A 17,690-nucleotide genomic window follows, 5' to 3' on the forward strand; every position below is an offset into this window, starting at 1 on the left:
CAAATTATCGCGGCTGAAGGGGATGGTAATTCGGTGGCCGAATTCGAACAGTTTGCAACCAAGACATCCGAGACCTTGCACCAGTTCGTCGAGAGTGTCGTGGAAAACGCCCGCCTGGCAATGAGCCTGGTTGAAATGACTGACCGGATGAGCGTTCAGATGCGAGAGGTGCGCGGTCGACTGGGTGAAATCGAAGGAATTGCCAAGCAGACCAACCTGTTGGCGCTTAACGCAGCGATTGAGGCGGCGCGGGCCGGGGAGGCCGGACGTGGATTTGCCGTGGTGGCTGACGAGGTGCGCGATCTCTCCGGGCGGACAAACCATTTCAGCCAGCAGATACGTGCTTCACTCGATGGCATGCAGGTTACTATCGACTCTTCCGAGAAGGCAATCAACCAGATGGCGGCGCAGGACATGACCTTCGCCCTGACATCGAAGGCCGACGTCGAGAACGCCATGTCCGGTATTGAGGATTTGAATCATCGAACCGGAGAAACCGTTGGCGAACTCAACCAGATAGCGGTGCAGGTCGAGGCCTCGGTTAACCAGGCCGTGATGTCATTGCAGTTTCAGGACTTGGTCACCCAATTGCTTGGCCATGTTGAAAAGCGGCTTGATTTGCTGGATGAGGTGGTGACTGACGAGCAGCGTATGGCGACGGTCTTGCGGGAGACCAGGGATCCGGTTGGTGCAGTTCAGGCACTTGATGCCCTGCGTGAGCATGTCGAGCAGCTGTCACAAAAAATGACCACCCTGAAACTTGGGGTGGACAAGAATCCTGTTGGTCAAACTGCATACGCCAGCGGTGATGTTGAATTGTTCTGATGAATACAAGAGGAAAACATGGCTAAGACCATTCTCGCAGTTGATGACTCCGCGTCCATTCGTCAAATGGTGTCCTTTACGCTGAAGAGCGCCGGATACGATGTGATCGAAGCGGTGGACGGGATGGATGGCCTGGAAAAGGCAAAAGCAAAGAGCGTAAATTTGGTCTTGACCGATCAGAACATGCCGCGCATGGATGGCCTGACCCTGATCAAGAGTCTGCGCGGTACGCCGCAATATGCTTCTACCCCGATCCTGATGCTGACCACAGAGTCTTCCGATGCAATGAAAATGCAGGGGCGTGCAGCAGGTGCTACCGGTTGGCTGGTCAAGCCGTTTGATCCCCAAAAACTGATCGAAGTCGTACGCAAGGTCATCGGCTAGCGCCGAGGGCGGCGAGGCAGCGTCTACGCTGTTCGCAGCATTCGATTTCCGGCTGTCGCCCTGATGGCAGCCGTGGTTAGGGGGTGGCATGGCTATCGATATGAGTCAGTTCTATCAGGTGTTCTTCGAGGAGTCCGAGGAGCATCTGGCGGCAATGGAGGCGCTGCTGCTCGATCTGGATCTTGAAAATCCGGATATGGAGCAGCTCAATGCAATTTTTCGGGCGGCACACTCGATCAAGGGCAGCGCCGGCACCTTCGGTTTTACCGATCTGGCTGACGCAACACATATTCTTGAGAACCTGCTTGACCGTATTCGCAAGCAGGAACTTGTGCTGCGCGCCGATATGGTTGATGCGTTCCTGGAATCGGGTGACCTGCTGCGCGCCATGCTTGAGGCGCATCAGGGCCGAGGTGAGGTAGATTCGCAGGCGGTTGCGGCCGTGATGGCCCGATTGCGTCAACTTTCCTCTGACGAGGCCGCTCCTGTTGCGTCCTTATCTCCGGTCGCGCTACCGGTCGACGTGCCCGCAGAGCCTAAAATCCCCTCGGTCCGGCGGGTTTTCGACATCCAGTTTGTGCCAACCGAGTTGGCGGCAAAAGGTGATGCAGTTGCCAATCTCCAGGAAGATCTGCGGACTTTAGGTACGCTGGAGGTGATCTGCCAGCCAGAAGCCGAGTTGCACGACGTGGGTTTCTGGCAGTTGCGGCTGACCACCGAGAGTCTTGAGAGCGACTTCACTGATCGCATTGATTTCATTGCCGACAACGGTGCCTGGCGGGTCACGGAGGACAAAGCCGCCGCCGATCCGGAAACCGCTTTTGGTCTTTTCAGCGATTCCCCTGGCCTTCCTGATGATGAGCGTGGCTACGGGTTTTTTGAGCCGGTTGCCGAACATCCGCTGGAAGAGATTGTGGCCAGGGTTGAGTCTGCCGACGACAGCTACGGTTTTTTCGAACCATTGGCTGAGGCGCCGGTTCCGGCCGAGAGTGGTTCCGAGGAAGGGGAAGGCTATGGCTTCTTCGCTCCTTTGCCGGCCGTGCCTGCGCCGGTCGTCGAGGATGGCGAGGGCTACGGCTTCTTTGCTCCTTTGCCTGCGGTGGAGCTCGTTACGGATGTCGTTGTGCCTGCCCAGCCGGTTCCTGCTGACAAGGAAAGCGCTGTTCGCCCGGCGCGGCCGGCCAAGAATTCAACTGCGGCAACAGACTCCTCCATTCGGGTCAGTGTCGAAAAGGTTGATCAGCTGATCAACCTGGTTGGCGAACTGGTCATCACGCAGGCCATGCTGTTGCAAACCGTGACGCAAATGCAGGAGAGTGCGCCGGAAAGACTGGTCAGCGGTCTGGGGCAGCTCGAGCGGAATACGCGTGATCTGCAGGAATCCGTGATGTCGATCCGGATGATGCCGATTTCGGCGGTTTTCTCGCGCTTCCCGCGGGTGGTGCGGGATCTCTCCGGCAAGCTGGGCAAGCAGGTGGAACTGAAAACCTCGGGTGAAACGACCGAACTCGACAAGGGCTTGATCGAGCGCATTGCCGATCCGCTGACCCACCTGATCCGGAACAGTCTCGATCATGGTATCGAGTCACCGGAAAGGCGCGTTGCGGCAGGCAAGAGCCCGGTGGGCACGATTACGCTCAAGGCCTATCACCAGGGTGGAAATATTGTTATCGAGGTAGGCGACGATGGCGCCGGCTTGCCGCGTCAGAAAATTCTGGCCAAGGCCAGGGAGCGTGGCCTGCCGGTTTCCGATCAAATGACCGATGGCGAAGTGTTCAACCTGATTTTCGAAGCGGGGTTTTCGACGGCCGAGCAGGTGACCGACGTTTCCGGTCGGGGTGTCGGGATGGACGTGGTCCGCCGCAATATCCAGGCAATGGGCGGTCGGGTCGAGATTGAATCGATTTATGGCGTGGGTACCCGGATGACGGTGCGTCTGCCGCTGACCTTGGCGATTCTCGATGGCATGTCGGTTGCGGTAGGGAACCAGACCTACATCCTGCCCTTGTCGTATGTGGTTGAGTCGTTGCAGCCGCAGCCGGGCGATATCAAGACCTTGTCCAACCAGGCGCGGGTCATGCAGGTGCGCGGCGAGTACCTGCCGGTGGTGGTGCTGCATGAAGTATTCAACCTGAAGTCGAGCTGGACCGATTTCACGCAAGGCATCATGGTCGTACTTGATGCCGATGGGGCCAAGGCTGCATTGTTTGTTGACGGGCTGCTCGGGCAGCATCAGGTCGTGATCAAGAGCCTGGAGGCCAATTACCGTCGGGTGGCAGGTGTCTCCGGAGCAACGATCATGGGCGATGGGCATGTCGCCCTGATTCTTGATGTTTCGGCAATTGCCGGCATGGCCAAATCGAATGTGCAGAAAGCCGGCTGACGGCTGCAATCTGGAGTAAGAAAATGGAACCGATGACGCATGCAGGGGCGGTAGTAAGCGATGAAGATCTGGTCGCCAGCGAGTATCTGACCTTCACGCTGGGGAGTGAGGAGTACGCCATCGATATCCTCAAGGTGCAGGAGATTCGTGGCTATGAGCAACCAACGCTGATCGCCAATGCGCCTGATTTCATCAAGGGGGTGATCAATCTGCGCGGCATCATCGTGCCGATTGTTGATTTACGCATCAAGTTCAAGCTCGGCAAAATTGAATACACCCCGTTCACTGTGGTCATCATCCTGAATATTGCCGGCCGGGTGATTGGTGCAGTGGTCGACAGCGTTTCCGATGTCATTTCCCTGAATGCCTCGCAGATCAGGCCGGCTCCGGACTTCTCGGGGTCTTTCGACACCAAGTACATTCTCGGCCTGGCATCGATGGACGCCCGCATGATGATCGTTACCGATATCGAGCGCCTGATGAGCAGTGCCGACATGGAACTCATCGACTCGGCTGTTGAGTGACCCATTGCGTCGAAAAAGGGATGACGGAAATGTTTAATCTTCGCAACTACAACATTGGCACCCGGCTGATCGTGACGACGATCGGTGCGCTTTGCCTGATGCTGGTTTTTGTTGGCATAGCCCTGTACAGCCTGAACACGATAGGTGGGCAGGTCGATCACATCATCAACAACAACGTAAAGAAGACCGAGTTGGCGGTCGATATGCGCATGCGCAACCTGCTGATTGGTCGACACGTCCGGACTGCCCTGATTCTTGAAGAATCTGAAAAGCAGATGGGCGAAAAGAAAAAGGTTGATGCCGATTTTGCCAAATATCTTGAAGGCGAGACCAAAGTCAGTGACTTGACCGTGTCGGCCAAAGGCAAGGAGATCGTCGAGCGCATTCAGGCGAGTCGTCGTTTGGCCGAGGCATCGACCAATCAATTGTTTGTCCTGATCAAGGCGGGCAATCGTCCGGAAATTGAAAAACAGTTTTTTGAGGACTTCCGGCCCAAGATGCAGGCCTGGTTCGATGCCGTGGGTGAGTACGTTGAACTGCAGCGCGACAATAACAAAAAGGATGTTGATGAAATCACCGTCATCAAGTCGAACGTCCAGACCACGATGTTGTTGCTGATGGTGTTTGCGGTCGTTGTCATGATTCCATCCGGCATGTGGGTGACGCGGCAGATTACGCGGCCCTTGAACGATGCAGTTGGATTGGCCGAGTCGGTTGCGGCAGGCAATTTCGATAACCCGGTCAATCCGGCGGGTAATGATGAACCTGCGCATTTGCTGCAGACGCTTGACAAGATGCAGGCTGATCTCAAGCGGCGCAATCAGGCGGACCGCAAGGCCGCGGATGAAACCCTGCGCATCAAGGTGGCGCTGGACGTCACCTCGAACAATGTGATGGTGGCAGACCCCGATGGCAAGATCATTTATTGCAATGAATCGGTGCTGGCCATGATGCGGCATGCCGAAAGCGACCTGCGCAAGGAGTTGCCGAATTTCCGTGCGGCCGAAATTCTTGGCGCAAATTTTGACATCTATCACCAGCAGCCGAGTCATCAACGCAATCTGCTGGCGGATTTGAGGGGAACCTACCGCAGTTCGATCGTTGTTGGCGGCCGCTCTTTCAATCTGGTCGCCAATCCGATCATCAACGCCCAGGGGGAACGCCTCGGGACGGTTGTCGAATGGCAGGATCGAACCGAGGAAGTTGCCATCGAAGGTGACGTGGCGGGCATCATTTCTGCTGCGGTCGCCGGAGATTTCAGCAAGCGTCTGGATAGCAGCCGGATGAACGGTTTCTTCAAACAGATCTCGGATGGCATCAATGCCTTGCTCGAAGCCAATTCGCAGGCACTGGCCGATGTCGGCGCCATGCTGGCCCGCCTCTCGAAGGGCAATCTGACGACGAAAATCGAAACCGATTATCAGGGCATGCTGGGCAAGCTGAGGGACGATGCCAATATAACGGTCGACAACCTGCAGGAGATCATTTTGTCGATCAAGGATGCGACGGGGTCGATCAATACGGCAGCCAAGGAAATCGCTTCCGGCAACCAGAACTTGTCGAGCCGGACCGAGGAACAGGCGAGCAGCCTGGAAGAGACAGCTTCCAGCATGGAGCAACTGACCAGTACGGTGAAACAGAATGCCGACAACTCCCGGCAAGCCAACGAACTGGCTGGCAATGCCCAGCAGGTGGCGGTCAAGGGGGGCGAGGTAGTGGCCCAGGTGGTGCAGACGATGAGTGCCATTCATCAGTCGAGCAGCAAGATTGCCGACATCATCGGCGTGATCGACGGGATCGCTTTCCAGACCAATATCCTGGCACTTAACGCGGCGGTCGAGGCGGCACGTGCCGGCGAGCAAGGCCGCGGCTTTGCCGTGGTGGCAACTGAAGTGCGTAATCTGGCGCAACGCAGTGCTGCTGCCGCCAAGGAAATCAAGGGCCTGATCTCGGACTCGGTCGAGAAGGTTGCGGTTGGCAATCGCCTGGTTGATCAGGCCGGACGGACGATGGAAGAGGTCGTGACGAGCATTCGGCGCGTAGCCCAGATCATGTCCGATATCTCGTCGGCCAGCCGCGAGCAGAGTGCGGGCATTGAGCAGGTCAGTCTGGCGGTGACCCAGATGGACGAAGTTACGCAGCAGAATGCCGCCCTGGTCGAAGAGGCTGCTGCTGCGGCCGAGAGTCTTGAAGAGCAGGCAGATAGTCTGGCGCGTACGGTGGCTGTATTCGCGCTGGCCTCCGATAATAAGGGATCACCGGCGCAAGAGGCCCGTGCGCAATCTGCGGCGCCAAAGGTGCGCGCTGCATTGGCGCACAAAGAACCGGTCCGGCTCGGCAACCCAGCGGTCGACAAGCCGTGGGCGGCAAATCTACTCGTGCAGGGCGATGACGAGTGGGCCGAGTTCTAATAACAGATAAACCAATAGAGTGGCGGGTCTAACGTGCGTACAAATCTACCGGTAAGCGATGTCGAGGTCGTTCTTGGCGAGCAGGCAATCATTCTTTCGAAGACCGACCTCAAGGGCAAGATCACTTATATCAATCAGGACTTCATCGATGTCAGCGGTTTTACCCCAGAGGAACTGATTGGTCAGCCGCATAATCTGGTGCGTCATCCGGATATGCCGGTCGAGGCCTTTGCCGACTTCTGGCGCGATTTGAACGCTGGCCGTCCGTGGACCGGCATCGTCAAGAATCGCTGCAAGAATGGCAATTACTACTGGGTTTTGGCAACGGCAACGCCAATTCGCGAAAACGGCGAGATGGTCGGTTTTCTTTCGGTGCGTCGCAAGCCGACGCGCGAGCAGGTATCTGCGGCCGAAGGGGCTTATCGCTTGTTTCGCGAGAAGCGGGCCGGGGGCTTGCAGATTCGTCATGGCCAGGTGGTGAGTGGTGGTGGCGGTTTGTTCGCGAACCTTTCTCTGAAAGCGCGACTGCTTTCCGGATTTGCCGCGATCCTGCTTGCGTTGGTGCTGGTCGCCGGCATGGGCTTGTTCGGCATGGCGCGTACGGATGATGCAGTCGAGGCGCTTTACCGTGAGCGTCTGGAGCCGGTTCAGGCACTGGCGGTCGTTGGCAAGCTGATGGCCGACAATCGTTCGCAGGTTCTGCTCTCCCTGCAGCATGATCCGGCGGGGGCTTATGCCAAACTGCATGATCACGAACTGAGCATGCACCTTGATACGATCACCAAGAACAGTGCCGAGGTCGGACGCCAGTGGGATTCGTATCGCCAGAGCGTTAGCGCCCCTGAAGAACAGGCACTGCTGGGCGACTTTCAGCAGGCCTGGCAGCGTTATCTGGCGGAAGGCCTGCAGCCGGCCAGTGCAGCACTGTCGGCCGGTCGTTTCGACGAAGCAAACCAGATCCTGTTGAGCAAAATCAACCCTTTGTATACGCAGGCGGCAGCCAAGGGGAATGAACTGTTCCGGCAGCAAGTCGAGCACGGTCAGTCGCAGATGGCGGCAAGTGCAGAGAACTTCAATCGCATGCGGGGCTGGATTGTCCTGCTGGTGGCGTTGGCCTTGCTGGCAGGTGTCGTTATTGCATTGTTGATCACACGTTCGATAACGCGACCGATTGCTACCGTGATCGATACCTTCCAGGCCTTGGCCAACGGCGACTTCACCCGTAACGTCGATGCGTCGCGCAACGATGAAATGGGCAAGATTCTGCAAGGCTTGCAGTCCATGCAAGTCCAGCAGGGTTTCAATGTCGCGGAGAGCGTGCGGCTGGCCAACGACAATTTGCGTATCCGTATCGCCCTCGATTGCGTTTCGGCCAATCTGCGGATCGCCGATGACGATGGTCGGGTGATCTACGCCAACCGCGGCTTGCTCAATACCCTGCGGGCGATCGAACAAGCCTTGCAGCAAAAGACCCCCGATTTCTCGGTCGACCGTTTCGTCGGCAGCAATATCGGCAGTTTTTATGAAAACCCGTCTGCCGCGGTACAGGCCCTGCGTGACTTGAAGCAAACCAGTTCGCGCGAAATGGAAATTGGCGGGCGTATTTACAAGGTGCTGACCAACCCGATCGTAAATGATCGCGGCCAGCGTCTGGGAACTGTCGGGGAGTGGGTGGACCGCACGGCTGAACTGCACGCCCAGCATTCAGTAGCCGAGTTGATCAGCAAGGCGGCTGCGGGCGACCTTGAAGCACGTCTTGATACTGGCAGCATGGACGGTTTCTATAAGGAATTGGGCATAGGTATCAACAGCTTGCTGGAAACCAGCGGTGGCGTGATCGGCGAAATTGCAGCACTTCTCGAGCAGATGGCCGCTGGCGATCTGACCAGCACGATTACAACTGATTATCAGGGCAGCTTTGCCAAATTGCGTGACGATGCCAACGATACGGTCGGGCGCTTGCGTGAATTGGTCAGGGATATCCAGTTTTCCGCCGAAACGATCAATACGGCAGCCAAGGAAATTGCTTCGGGCAATCAGGACTTGTCGGGCCGAACGGAAGAGCAGGCAAGCAGCCTTGAAGAAACCGCATCGAGCATGGAGCAACTGACCGCTACCGTGCGCCAGAATGCCGAAAATGCGCGTCAGGCCAATACGCTCGCCAGTACAGCACAAGGCATTGCCGAAAAGGGTGGAGCGGTGGTTGGCCAAGTCGTCGAGACCATGGGCTCGATTCATCAGGCCAGCAGCCGGATTGCCGACATCATTGGCGTGATTGACGGGATTGCCTTCCAGACCAATATCCTCGCCCTCAACGCGGCTGTCGAGGCTGCCCGAGCCGGGGAGCAGGGGCGTGGTTTTGCCGTGGTCGCCACCGAGGTGCGTAATCTGGCGCAGCGTAGCGCCGCCGCAGCCAAGGAAATCAAGGGCCTGATCTCCGATTCGGTAGATAGGGTTGCGGTGGGGAGTCGACAGGTCGACCAGGCTGGGCGCACCATGGAAGAAGTGGTAGTCAGTATCAAGCGGGTGGCCAAGATCATGTCGGATATTTCCGATGCCAGCCGCGAGCAAAGTGCCGGTATCGAACAGGTTGGACTTGCCGTCAGCCAGATGGATGAAGTTACGCAGCAGAATGCCGCGTTGGTCGAAGAGGCGGCAGCGGCTGCCGAAAGCCTTGAGGATCAGGCAAACAGCCTCGCCCGCTCGGTGGCAGTGTTCCGGGTTGATGCCGGCGGTCAGAGGCCTCGTCTGGTGGCGCCGCAGGGGCGGAGTGAAGATGTGCCGAACCGAGCCAACCGCTCGGGCAGCAAAAAGCCGCTGGCAATGCCGGCAAGTATTGATGATGAATGGGAAGAGTTCTGACCATGGTCGAATTTCGCAGACCGGGCATCCCCGGTAGTACATCGGCGCCGGCGGGAGTGCAACCGCTTGCTTCGCGTGAGCAGGGCATCCGGGAGTTCAGCTTCTCTGCCGCTGATTTCGAACGGGTCAGAAAACTGATTTATCAGCATGCCGGTATTTCCCTTTCACCGGTCAAGCAGGACATGGTGTACTCGCGACTTGCCCGTCGCCTGCGCGCCACCGGCAAGCAGAGTTTTGCTGAATATCTTGATGCTCTGGAAAAAAATGGCGGGGCGGAGTGGGAAAAGTTCGTCAACTCACTGACCACAAATCTGACCTCTTTTTTCCGTGAACCGCATCACTTCCCGATTCTTGCCGAACAGTTGCAGAAGCTGGGAACGCAGCGCCCAATCCGTATCTGGTGTTCGGCCGCGTCTACGGGTGAGGAACCCTATTCGATTGCGATGACCGTTGCCGAAACCTTTGGCAGCAATATGTCGCACGTCTCCATTCTGGCTTCCGATCTCGATACCAACGTCCTGGCCACGGCGCAAAAAGGTGTTTATGCCCTGGATCGGGTCGAAAAAATGTCGCCTGATCGACTGCGCAAGTTCTTCCTGCGCGGTACCGGCGTTCAGGACGGATTCGTCGCCGTTCGCCCGGAGCTCAAGCAATTGATCGAGTTTCGGCGCATCAACCTGCTGGAGGCTAACTGGCCGGTCAAGGAGCCGCTGGATATTATTTTCTGCCGCAATGTCATGATTTATTTCGACAAGCCGACCCAGTACAAGATTCTTTCCCGTTTTGCACCGCTGATGCAGGCTAATGGCTTGATGTTTGCCGGTCATTCGGAAAGCTTCCTGCATGCCGCCGACCTCTTCAAGTCCCTGGGTAAAACGGTTTACGCCCCGGTCAAGAGCCGTTAGTCGAGCGTTCGGGAGCTTTTGTGCAGCACGCCTATGATGAAAATCTCGCCGCCAACCGCTACTACGACCGCAACTTTCAGTCGGATGCAGCGAAGATATTGCCGGGGGAGTATTTCGTCTCGAATCAGGGGATGTTGCTGGTTACCGTTCTAGGATCTTGTGTCGCTGCATGTATTCGCGACGTCGATTCCGGTATCGGTGGCATGAATCATTTCATGCTGCCGGACGACGGGGGGCGTGATGTGATGAGTACGTCGGCACGATACGGCACCTATGCCATGGAAGTGTTGATCAACCATTTGCTGAAATTGGGGGCCCGGCGCAACCGCCTTGAAGCCAAGGTGTTTGGGGGCGGTGCCGTGATGGCGAGTTTGTCGAGCAGCAATGTCGGTGCCAGAAATGCCGAATTTGTTCTCGATTATCTCAAGACGGAAAACATCCCTATCGTGGCCAAGGATCTGCTCGACTCGTATCCCCGGAAAGTCTACTATTTTTCGGCAACCGGGCGTGTTCTGGTCAAGAAACTGCACCGGGTGCATAACGAAACACTGTTTGATCGCGAACGCGACTACAAGGGCCGTCTGGCTGGCGGCAAGGTTGAGGGTGATGTCGAACTGTTTATTTGATCGCAAGTCATCCTGTTTGGAGGATAGGCCGATGCTGGAACTGCATTGATGAAAATTCGAGTTCTGATCGTTGATGATTCTGCCCTGATGCGCGGCTTGCTGATGGAAATGATCAATTCCGCACCGGATATGACGGTGGTGGGAGTGGCTCCGGATGCGCCGACCGCCCGGGAAATGATCAAGGTGTTAAATCCGGATGTCCTGACGCTGGATGTTCATATGCCCAAAATGGACGGGCTGGAGTTTCTTGAACGTCTGATGCGCCTGCGGCCGATGCCGGTGGTCATGGTTTCATCATCCACCCAGGCCGGATCCGAGACGACTCTGAAGGCCCTGGAACTCGGGGCAATCGACTTTATTGGCAAGCCCCGTGCCGATAATCCGAAAGTTATGGAAAACTATGCCGAAGAACTGGTGGAAAAAATTCGGGCGGCCAAAGGGGCGCGTTTGCGCGTCAGGCCGATGAGCGCAGCGAGCCCAGCGTTGCCACAGGCCCCGCTTGTTTCAGCTTTGACGGTCCGGCCGTCAGCCAGTGGCAAAATCATCTTTGTGGGTGCGTCGACCGGCGGAACAGAAGCAATCAAGGAGTTTTTGCTGCGTATCCCGGCAGACTGCCCGCCAATCATGATCGTTCAGCACATGCCCGAGTCTTTCACTGCCTCATTTTCTCGCCGCCTTGATAGTCTGTGCGCACCTCGGGTGATCGAGTCGCAGGGGAATGAAAAGCTGGAGTCCGGTACGGTTTATATTGCTCCGGGGCACTCTCATCTTCAGGTCAAGCGGACAGCCTCCGGTTTCGAGACCGAGTTGTTGGCGACGCCGCCGGTCAATCGGCATCGCCCATCCGTCGATGTGCTTTTTGATTCTGCCGCATTGGTTGTCGGGCGCCAGGCCGTTGGTGTCATTCTTACCGGTATGGGCAAGGATGGCGCGCAAGGGCTCTTGCGCATGCGTCAAAGCGGGGCGCGCACGATTGGCCAGGATGAGGCCAGTTGTGTCGTATATGGTATGCCGCGTGAGGCATTTCTGGTTGGCGCTGTTGAAGAGCAAAGCCCTCTCGATGATATTGCTCGGCGTGCATTGCTGGCGACTGCTCGATGAGTCGTGAATGACCGGATCTAAAGTATTAAACTAGTCTCGACACCTCTGATTCCAGGATAAAAAAATGCAAGCAAACGTTATCAAAGAAGATGGCAAGGCCACCATCAAGCTGAATGGTCGTTTTGACTTTAATACGCATCGGGATTTTCGCAGCGCTTATGAGCCGCTGATTGCCGATGCCGCTCTAAAAGCCGTAACCGTTGATTTTTCAAGTGTCGATTATCTTGATAGTTCAGCGCTAGGCATGTTGTTGATGCTGCGTGACAAGATGGGCGGGGCGAATAAGGAGGTTGCTCTGACCGGAGTTCGTGGTAATGTCAAACAAGTTCTCGATATTGCCAATTTTGGCAAACTGTTCCAAATTTGCTAAAGTTGCGTCCGGTCCGGTCGATAAACAGTAGTGGCGCAGTGATGCTGGATGCGCAGAATGGCGCTTGGGTGCGCAGTTTGAGGCGAATCGAAAAGCGTGTATGCTAGATTCGCATCGGTGCCAAAGCCATTAAACAAGCCGATTGCACGAAGTGCGAGGGGATTACGATGTCTGAGTTGTTGAAGAATATCGACGCGCGAACCAAGCTGGCGGGAACCAACAAGCTTGAGATTTTGCTGTTTTTTCTTGGGGTGGATCAGCGTACTGGTCGCCGCGAGACCTATGGGATCAATGTGTTCAAGGTCCGTGAGGTCATGCGCACGCCATTGATTACTGCTGCGCCGGACATGCCTTCCTCTGTTGAGGGGATGGTCAGTTTGCGCGGGGCACTGGTCCCGGTTATTGATCTGGCCAAGTACTCCGGGATCAGCGCCGACACGCCACGTGAAATCATGATCGTGACCGAGTACAACGGTCATACCCAGGGTTTTCTGGTTGAAGGCGTTGATACCATCTTGCGTCTCGACTGGAGCAAGATGCGGGTTCCACCGGAGATGCTGACGGCGCAGACAGGTGGTCTGGTTACTGCGGTGACGGAACTGGACGACGCGCGCCTGGTGATGATGATGGACGTTGAAAAAGTCCTCTCGGAAACCACCAGTATCGATAACGAGATCATGTTCCGTGGTGTCGTGCCGGTCGACCGCCCGGATTGCACGGTTTTCTATTGCGACGATTCCAGTGTTGCCCGCAAGCAGATTGAACGCACCCTCAGTGTCATGGGTGTCAAAGGTTTGAGTGCAGTCAATGGTCGCCAGATGTGGGACGAAATGGAAAAAGTGGCGACCTACGCCCAGTCGATTGGCAAGCCGGCTTCTGAACTGATCAACCTGGTGCTGACTGATATTGAAATGCCGGAAATGGATGGCTATATCCTGACCAAAAAAATCAAGTCCGACCCGCGTTTCAATGGCGTTCCAGTCATCATGCACTCCTCGTTGTCCGGTATGTCGAATCAGAAGCTCGGACAATCGGTTGGTGTTGATGAGTATGTTCCAAAATTTGAGCCGCAGCGGCTTTCGGAAACCTTGGCGCGCCGCCTGGGGGTCGAGGCTTCCGCTCCGGTCGTGGCTGCCTGAATACTAGCGGGAGAGGATGATGGATCTCGTTGAAAATAAAAACCTGCTAGACAGTGTTGATGCTCGTACCCGTCTCGCGGGCTCCAACAAGATGGAGATTTTGCTTTTCACTTTGGGGACGCGCGAAATATTTGGTATCAATGTCTTCAAGGTTCGGGAGGTTGGCCGTACCCCGCGCATTACAAAGACACCCAACATGCCGCGCGGTGTCGAGGGTTTGATCTCCTTGCGTGGAAATGTCATTCCGGTACTTTCTCTGGCGCCGTTCATGCATCTTGATGGCGTGGCTCCGGGCTTGGGAAAGACGATGATGGTGGCCGAATATTCGAAGAGGACGCTAGGCTTCCTTGTGCACGAAGTGGATCGAATTATTCGCGTTGACTGGGAGCGGGTGAAGGCGCCTGAAAGCGTTTTGGCCGCCAATCAGGGGTTGATTACAGCGGTTATCGAGCTGGACGGCAGCAATCTGGTTTCGATTCTTGATGTCGAGCAGATTCTTGCCAATGCTTTCGGTGAGGCGATGATCGTTGATATCGCTCCGGCCCGGGTTGATCCCGACACCAGCGTTTTCTTCGTCGATGACTCCGTTGTTGCCCGCCGCAAAATTTCGGAAGTGCTCGACAAGCTGGGGGTCCGCCACAAGCATGCGACTAACGGCATGGAGGCTTGGACGCGTTTGCAGGGCATTGCAGCACATGCCTTGCAGAGCGGTCAGAATATTCGCGACGAGATTCGCTTGATTCTGGTTGATGCAGAAATGCCGGAAATGGATGGCTACGTGTTGACCAAGAATATCAAATCGGATCCCCGCTTTGACGGCGTGCCGGTTGTGATGCATTCGTCTCTTTCATCCGAAGCCAATCGAGCGATGGGCAAGTCGGTGGGGGTTGATGCCTACGTCGCAAAATTCGATGCCGAAGCGCTGGCGGATACGCTGCGCCCGCTGATTGAACGATAACAAGCAAGCTCTGGAGTACTCATGGCAGCTGATCCAAAAATGAGGTTTCTCGTGGTGGATGATTTTTCCACCATGCGTCGTATTGTCCGCAATCTTCTCAAGGAGTTGGGCTACACCAATGTTGATGAGGCTGAGGATGGGGCGATTGCCCTGCAAAAATTGCAAGGTGGTGGTTTTGAGTTTGTCGTAACTGACTGGAATATGCCCAACATGGATGGCCTGACGCTGTTGCAGACGATTCGTGCAACACCCAGCCTCAAGCATCTTCCGGTTTTGATGATCACTGCCGAGGCCAAAAAGGAAAATATTATTGCTGCTGCACAGGCTGGTGCCAGCGGCTATATCGTAAAACCCTTCACGGCAGGAACCTTGTCGGAAAAGCTGAACAAGATTTTCGAAAAGATGGGCTTGGCCTGAGGTGACCATGACCGCAAATAACGATTCCAATGATCTGGAAGCCCTCTTCGACTCGATCGCTGCCGACTTTACGCCGGAGCCGGTGAAAGCGCCTGCTCCTGTCGTGTCTGCGGCTCCGGCAACGGATGATAGCGATGATTTGCAGGCGCTGTTTGATAGCGTGGCAGCGGAGTCGCAAGCATCCCATGTCGATCCTGCACCGAGTTCCGCACCGGGGGAGGCCGCGGAAGGCTGGTCGAACCAGGAGTCCGTCTTCAATCGGATCGGTCACATGGCGCGTGCCTTGCACGACACGCTAGGCCAGCTCGGATACGACAAGCTGCTGGAAAAAACAGTGTCGGCGTTGCCTGATGCCAAGGATCGCTTGGCATATGTGGCTAATTTGACTGAGCAGGCAGCTTGTCGGGTTTTGAATGCGACCGATATTGCCAGTCCGTTGGTGGATGAAATCGAGAGCGGCGCGCATGCTTTGGGGCAGCGTTGGGATCAGGTTTTTGCCAACCAGGTGTCGCCGCAGGATTTCAAGCAACTGGCAGTCGAGACAAGGTCTTTTCTGAATGAGCAGATGCCGCAGAAGACCAAGGCGACGCATGCGCAACTGACAGAAATCATGATGGCGCAGGACTTTCAGGACTTGACCGGTCAGGTCATCAAGAAAATCGTCGCTTTGGCGCAAGAGCTTGAGACTGGCTTGATGAGCGTCTTGGTGGAGATCGTGCCGGATGCCAAGCGCACCGATGAGGTCAATAGTTTGATGAATGGGCCGGTGGTCAATGCCGAAGGGCGCACCGATGTCGTGGTCAACCAGGAACAGGTTGACGATTTGCTGGATAGCCTCGGTTTCTGAGGGGGGGTCGAAAATGAGCGACTTTGCCGGAATGGAAGACCTGCTGCAGGATTTCTTGCAGGAAGCCCACGATCTGTTGTCGGATGTGGATAATAAATTGGTTGATCTTGAGAAGATGCCGGATGATCGCAGCTTGCTCAATGACATCTTTCGAGGATTCCATACCGTCAAGGGCGGTGCTGGTTTTCTGAACGCATCCGAGTTGGTGACTTTGTGTCACCTGACGGAAAATCTTTTTGATCGCTTGCGCAATGGTGAGCTTGAGCTGACGCCCGAACTGATGGACATCATCATGGCGGCCACCAAGGGCGTACGCGACATGTTTGGTGAGTTGGGGCAAATGGTTTTGCCGCAGCCTGCCGATCCCGAAGTGATTGCTGCCCTGCAGGGGGCGTTGACCGGCGAGGCGCCGGGTGCGCATGCTGCTGTAGAAGCGGCTCCTGCTCCTGCTGCAGCACAGCCTGCGGAGCGTGTGTCCGGTGAGCCTGACTGGAACGAGTTGCATGCAGCTGTTACCGGCGAGGCGGATGTTGCGCAAGGTGAGGTCATTACCAAGGCGGAGACTGTTGCTGCGCAGGTGCCGGTTGCCGCCGCTCCGGCGGGAGCCGTGGCAGCGACAGCGGGTGGGGCCGCAGCGCCTTCTCCCTTTGGCCGTCGCGCAACCGATCGTCCGGGTGGTCAGCCGAGTGCGGCAAGACGGACGGAGGAGCGCGGTCGCGAAAATACCATTCGTGTTGATACTTCGCGTCTGGATCAGGTGTTGAATCTTTCCGGTGAAATCGGTTTGACGAAGAACCGGTTGACCAGTCTGCGCGCCGATATTCTGGCTGGCAAGAATGATTCGGAGACCTTGCATGCCCTTGATCAGGCAGTAAGTCAGCTCGATCTTCTGGTGTCGGATCTACAGAATTCGGTGATGAAGACCCGGATGCAGCCGATTGGCCGGCTGTTCCAGAAGTATCCCCGGATTGCCCGCGATCTGGCGCGGCAATTGGGCAAGGATGTCGAACTTGTGCTGGCTGGTGAGGAAACCGAAGTCGACAAGACGATGATTGAGGATCTTGCCGATCCTTTGATTCACTTGATTCGCAACGCGGTTGATCATGGCGTGGAAATGCCGCTTGAGCGGCAGGCTGCCGGCAAGCCGCAAAAGAGCCTGGTGCGTCTCGAGGCGCGCCAGGAAGGTGATCACATTGTTTTGATCATCGCTGACGATGGCAAGGGGATGAGTGCCGAACGCATTCGTGCCAAGGCAGTCGAAAAAGGGCTGATTTCCGAAGAGGAAGCCAATACGCTGGATGAGCGTCAGAGCCTGAACCTGATCTTCCTGCCGGGATTCTCGACCAAGTCGCAGATTTCGGATGTTTCCGGTCGTGGCGTCGGCATGGATGTGGTGAAAACCAATATCCAGAAACTGAACGGTGCGATCGAGATTCGTTCGGAGCCGGGCAAGGGATCTGTTTTCATTATCTCCCTGCCGCTGACTTTGGCCATTTTGCCCGTCCTGCTTGTTTTGTTGGGCGATCAGCCTTTTGCCCTGCCGCTTTCTTTGGTTCGGGAAATCTTGCCGATCGAGCAGAGCCGCATTCAGGAGGTTGGTGGCAAGGAAACCCTGGTTGTGCGCGGCGAAGTGCTGCCGGTCATTTCTCTGGCTCGCTTGCTGGGCTGGCCGCTGGAGCGTTATCCGGAATACGGCGTCTTCATGCAGACCGCCGAGCGCAGCTTCATTCTTGGTGTGGATAGTTTTGCCGGGCGTGATGATGCGGTGATCAAGTCGCTTGAAGATTTCCGTCCGCGTGGTGTTGCCGGGGTGACTACGCTTTCGAATGGTCAGATTGTGCTTATTCTGGACATGAAAGAGTTGCTGGCCGATCTCGGGCAGCATGCTGACATGGGCGCGGCCATGCGAGCACTAGAGTTCGTCTGATTTTCCTTTGC

General features: G+C 56.2%; 15 protein-coding genes. All 15 read left to right on the forward strand.

Annotation, left to right across the window (positions count from 1 at the left end; all coding sequences use genetic code 11):
- Positions 1–120: 120 nt before the first annotated feature.
- The 15 genes from KIG99_RS20880 to KIG99_RS14185 all read left to right on the forward strand — a co-directional run bounded on the left by KIG99_RS20880 (position 121) and on the right by KIG99_RS14185 (position 17,679).
- Entirely contained in the window at positions 121–825 is a 705-nt protein-coding gene (locus tag KIG99_RS20880; protein WP_404817907.1) for a methyl-accepting chemotaxis protein, read from the forward strand.
- 18 nt (positions 826–843) lie between these two features.
- Complete coding sequence (locus tag KIG99_RS14110; RefSeq protein ID WP_226460725.1) at positions 844–1,209, forward strand: response regulator; 366 nt, start codon at positions 844–846, stop codon at positions 1,207–1,209.
- An 88-nt stretch (positions 1,210–1,297) separates the two neighbouring features.
- Complete coding sequence (locus KIG99_RS14115; RefSeq protein WP_226460726.1) at positions 1,298–3,592, forward strand: chemotaxis protein CheW; 2,295 nt, start codon at positions 1,298–1,300, stop codon at positions 3,590–3,592.
- A gap of 23 nt (positions 3,593–3,615) precedes the next feature.
- Positions 3,616–4,116 (forward strand): chemotaxis protein CheW, encoded by a 501-nt coding sequence (locus KIG99_RS14120; RefSeq protein WP_226460727.1) that lies wholly within the window; start codon positions 3,616–3,618, stop codon positions 4,114–4,116.
- Between the two features lie 29 nt (positions 4,117–4,145).
- Entirely contained in the window at positions 4,146–6,527 is a 2,382-nt protein-coding gene (locus tag KIG99_RS20780; RefSeq protein ID WP_319002391.1) for a methyl-accepting chemotaxis protein, read from the forward strand.
- 33 nt (positions 6,528–6,560) lie between these two features.
- Positions 6,561–9,389 (forward strand): methyl-accepting chemotaxis protein, encoded by a 2,829-nt coding sequence (locus KIG99_RS20785; protein ID WP_319002392.1) that lies wholly within the window; start codon positions 6,561–6,563, stop codon positions 9,387–9,389.
- Positions 9,390–9,391: 2 nt separating this feature from the next.
- Positions 9,392–10,294: a CheR family methyltransferase gene (locus KIG99_RS14145; protein ID WP_264180418.1), complete on the forward strand. Its 903-nt coding sequence runs from the start codon at positions 9,392–9,394 to the stop codon at positions 10,292–10,294.
- Between the two features lie 20 nt (positions 10,295–10,314).
- Positions 10,315–10,920, forward strand: coding sequence for a chemoreceptor glutamine deamidase CheD (cheD, locus tag KIG99_RS14150; protein WP_226460729.1), 606 nt, complete (start codon positions 10,315–10,317; stop codon positions 10,918–10,920).
- Between the two features lie 48 nt (positions 10,921–10,968).
- Complete coding sequence (locus KIG99_RS14155) at positions 10,969–12,021, forward strand: protein-glutamate methylesterase/protein-glutamine glutaminase (protein WP_226460730.1); 1,053 nt, start codon at positions 10,969–10,971, stop codon at positions 12,019–12,021.
- A 64-nt stretch (positions 12,022–12,085) separates the two neighbouring features.
- Positions 12,086–12,391, forward strand: a complete 306-nt coding sequence (locus KIG99_RS14160; protein WP_226460731.1) for an STAS domain-containing protein — start codon at positions 12,086–12,088, stop codon at positions 12,389–12,391.
- 167 nt (positions 12,392–12,558) lie between these two features.
- Positions 12,559–13,530 carry a chemotaxis protein gene (locus tag KIG99_RS14165; protein WP_226460732.1) on the forward strand — a complete coding sequence of 324 codons (972 nt, stop codon included), beginning with the start codon at positions 12,559–12,561 and terminating at the stop codon, positions 13,528–13,530.
- 19 nt (positions 13,531–13,549) lie between these two features.
- Positions 13,550–14,488 carry a chemotaxis protein gene (locus tag KIG99_RS14170; protein ID WP_226442604.1) on the forward strand — a complete coding sequence of 313 codons (939 nt, stop codon included), beginning with the start codon at positions 13,550–13,552 and terminating at the stop codon, positions 14,486–14,488.
- A gap of 21 nt (positions 14,489–14,509) precedes the next feature.
- Positions 14,510–14,905, forward strand: coding sequence for a chemotaxis response regulator CheY (gene cheY / locus KIG99_RS14175; protein ID WP_226460733.1), 396 nt, complete (start codon positions 14,510–14,512; stop codon positions 14,903–14,905).
- A 7-nt stretch (positions 14,906–14,912) separates the two neighbouring features.
- Positions 14,913–15,752: a protein phosphatase CheZ gene (gene cheZ / locus KIG99_RS14180; protein ID WP_226460734.1), complete on the forward strand. Its 840-nt coding sequence runs from the start codon at positions 14,913–14,915 to the stop codon at positions 15,750–15,752.
- 13 nt (positions 15,753–15,765) lie between these two features.
- Entirely contained in the window at positions 15,766–17,679 is a 1,914-nt protein-coding gene (locus KIG99_RS14185; RefSeq protein WP_226460735.1) for a chemotaxis protein CheA, read from the forward strand.
- Positions 17,680–17,690 lie beyond the last annotated feature (11 nt).

The organism is Quatrionicoccus australiensis, assembly GCF_020510425.1.
Lineage (GTDB): Bacteria > Pseudomonadota > Gammaproteobacteria > Burkholderiales > Rhodocyclaceae > Azonexus > Azonexus australiensis_A.

What these genes read in the sequence shown, in the direction of transcription:
- KIG99_RS20880 (WP_404817907.1), top strand. Translation starts at nt 121, where the DNA reads ATGAGCCTGGTTGAAATGACTGACCGGATGAGCGTTCAGATGCGAGAG.
- KIG99_RS14110 (WP_226460725.1), top strand. Translation starts at nt 844, where the DNA reads ATGGCTAAGACCATTCTCGCAGTTGATGACTCCGCGTCCATTCGTCAA.
- KIG99_RS14115 (WP_226460726.1), top strand. Translation starts at nt 1,298, where the DNA reads ATGGCTATCGATATGAGTCAGTTCTATCAGGTGTTCTTCGAGGAGTCC.
- KIG99_RS14120 (WP_226460727.1), top strand. Translation starts at nt 3,616, where the DNA reads ATGGAACCGATGACGCATGCAGGGGCGGTAGTAAGCGATGAAGATCTG.
- KIG99_RS20780 (WP_319002391.1), top strand. Translation starts at nt 4,146, where the DNA reads ATGTTTAATCTTCGCAACTACAACATTGGCACCCGGCTGATCGTGACG.
- KIG99_RS14145 (WP_264180418.1), top strand. Translation starts at nt 9,392, where the DNA reads ATGGTCGAATTTCGCAGACCGGGCATCCCCGGTAGTACATCGGCGCCG.
- KIG99_RS14155 (WP_226460730.1), top strand. Translation starts at nt 10,969, where the DNA reads ATGAAAATTCGAGTTCTGATCGTTGATGATTCTGCCCTGATGCGCGGC.
- KIG99_RS14160 (WP_226460731.1), top strand. Translation starts at nt 12,086, where the DNA reads ATGCAAGCAAACGTTATCAAAGAAGATGGCAAGGCCACCATCAAGCTG.
- KIG99_RS14165 (WP_226460732.1), top strand. Translation starts at nt 12,559, where the DNA reads ATGTCTGAGTTGTTGAAGAATATCGACGCGCGAACCAAGCTGGCGGGA.
- KIG99_RS14170 (WP_226442604.1), top strand. Translation starts at nt 13,550, where the DNA reads ATGGATCTCGTTGAAAATAAAAACCTGCTAGACAGTGTTGATGCTCGT.
- cheY (WP_226460733.1), top strand. Translation starts at nt 14,510, where the DNA reads ATGGCAGCTGATCCAAAAATGAGGTTTCTCGTGGTGGATGATTTTTCC.
- cheZ (WP_226460734.1), top strand. Translation starts at nt 14,913, where the DNA reads ATGACCGCAAATAACGATTCCAATGATCTGGAAGCCCTCTTCGACTCG.
- KIG99_RS14185 (WP_226460735.1), top strand. Translation starts at nt 15,766, where the DNA reads ATGAGCGACTTTGCCGGAATGGAAGACCTGCTGCAGGATTTCTTGCAG.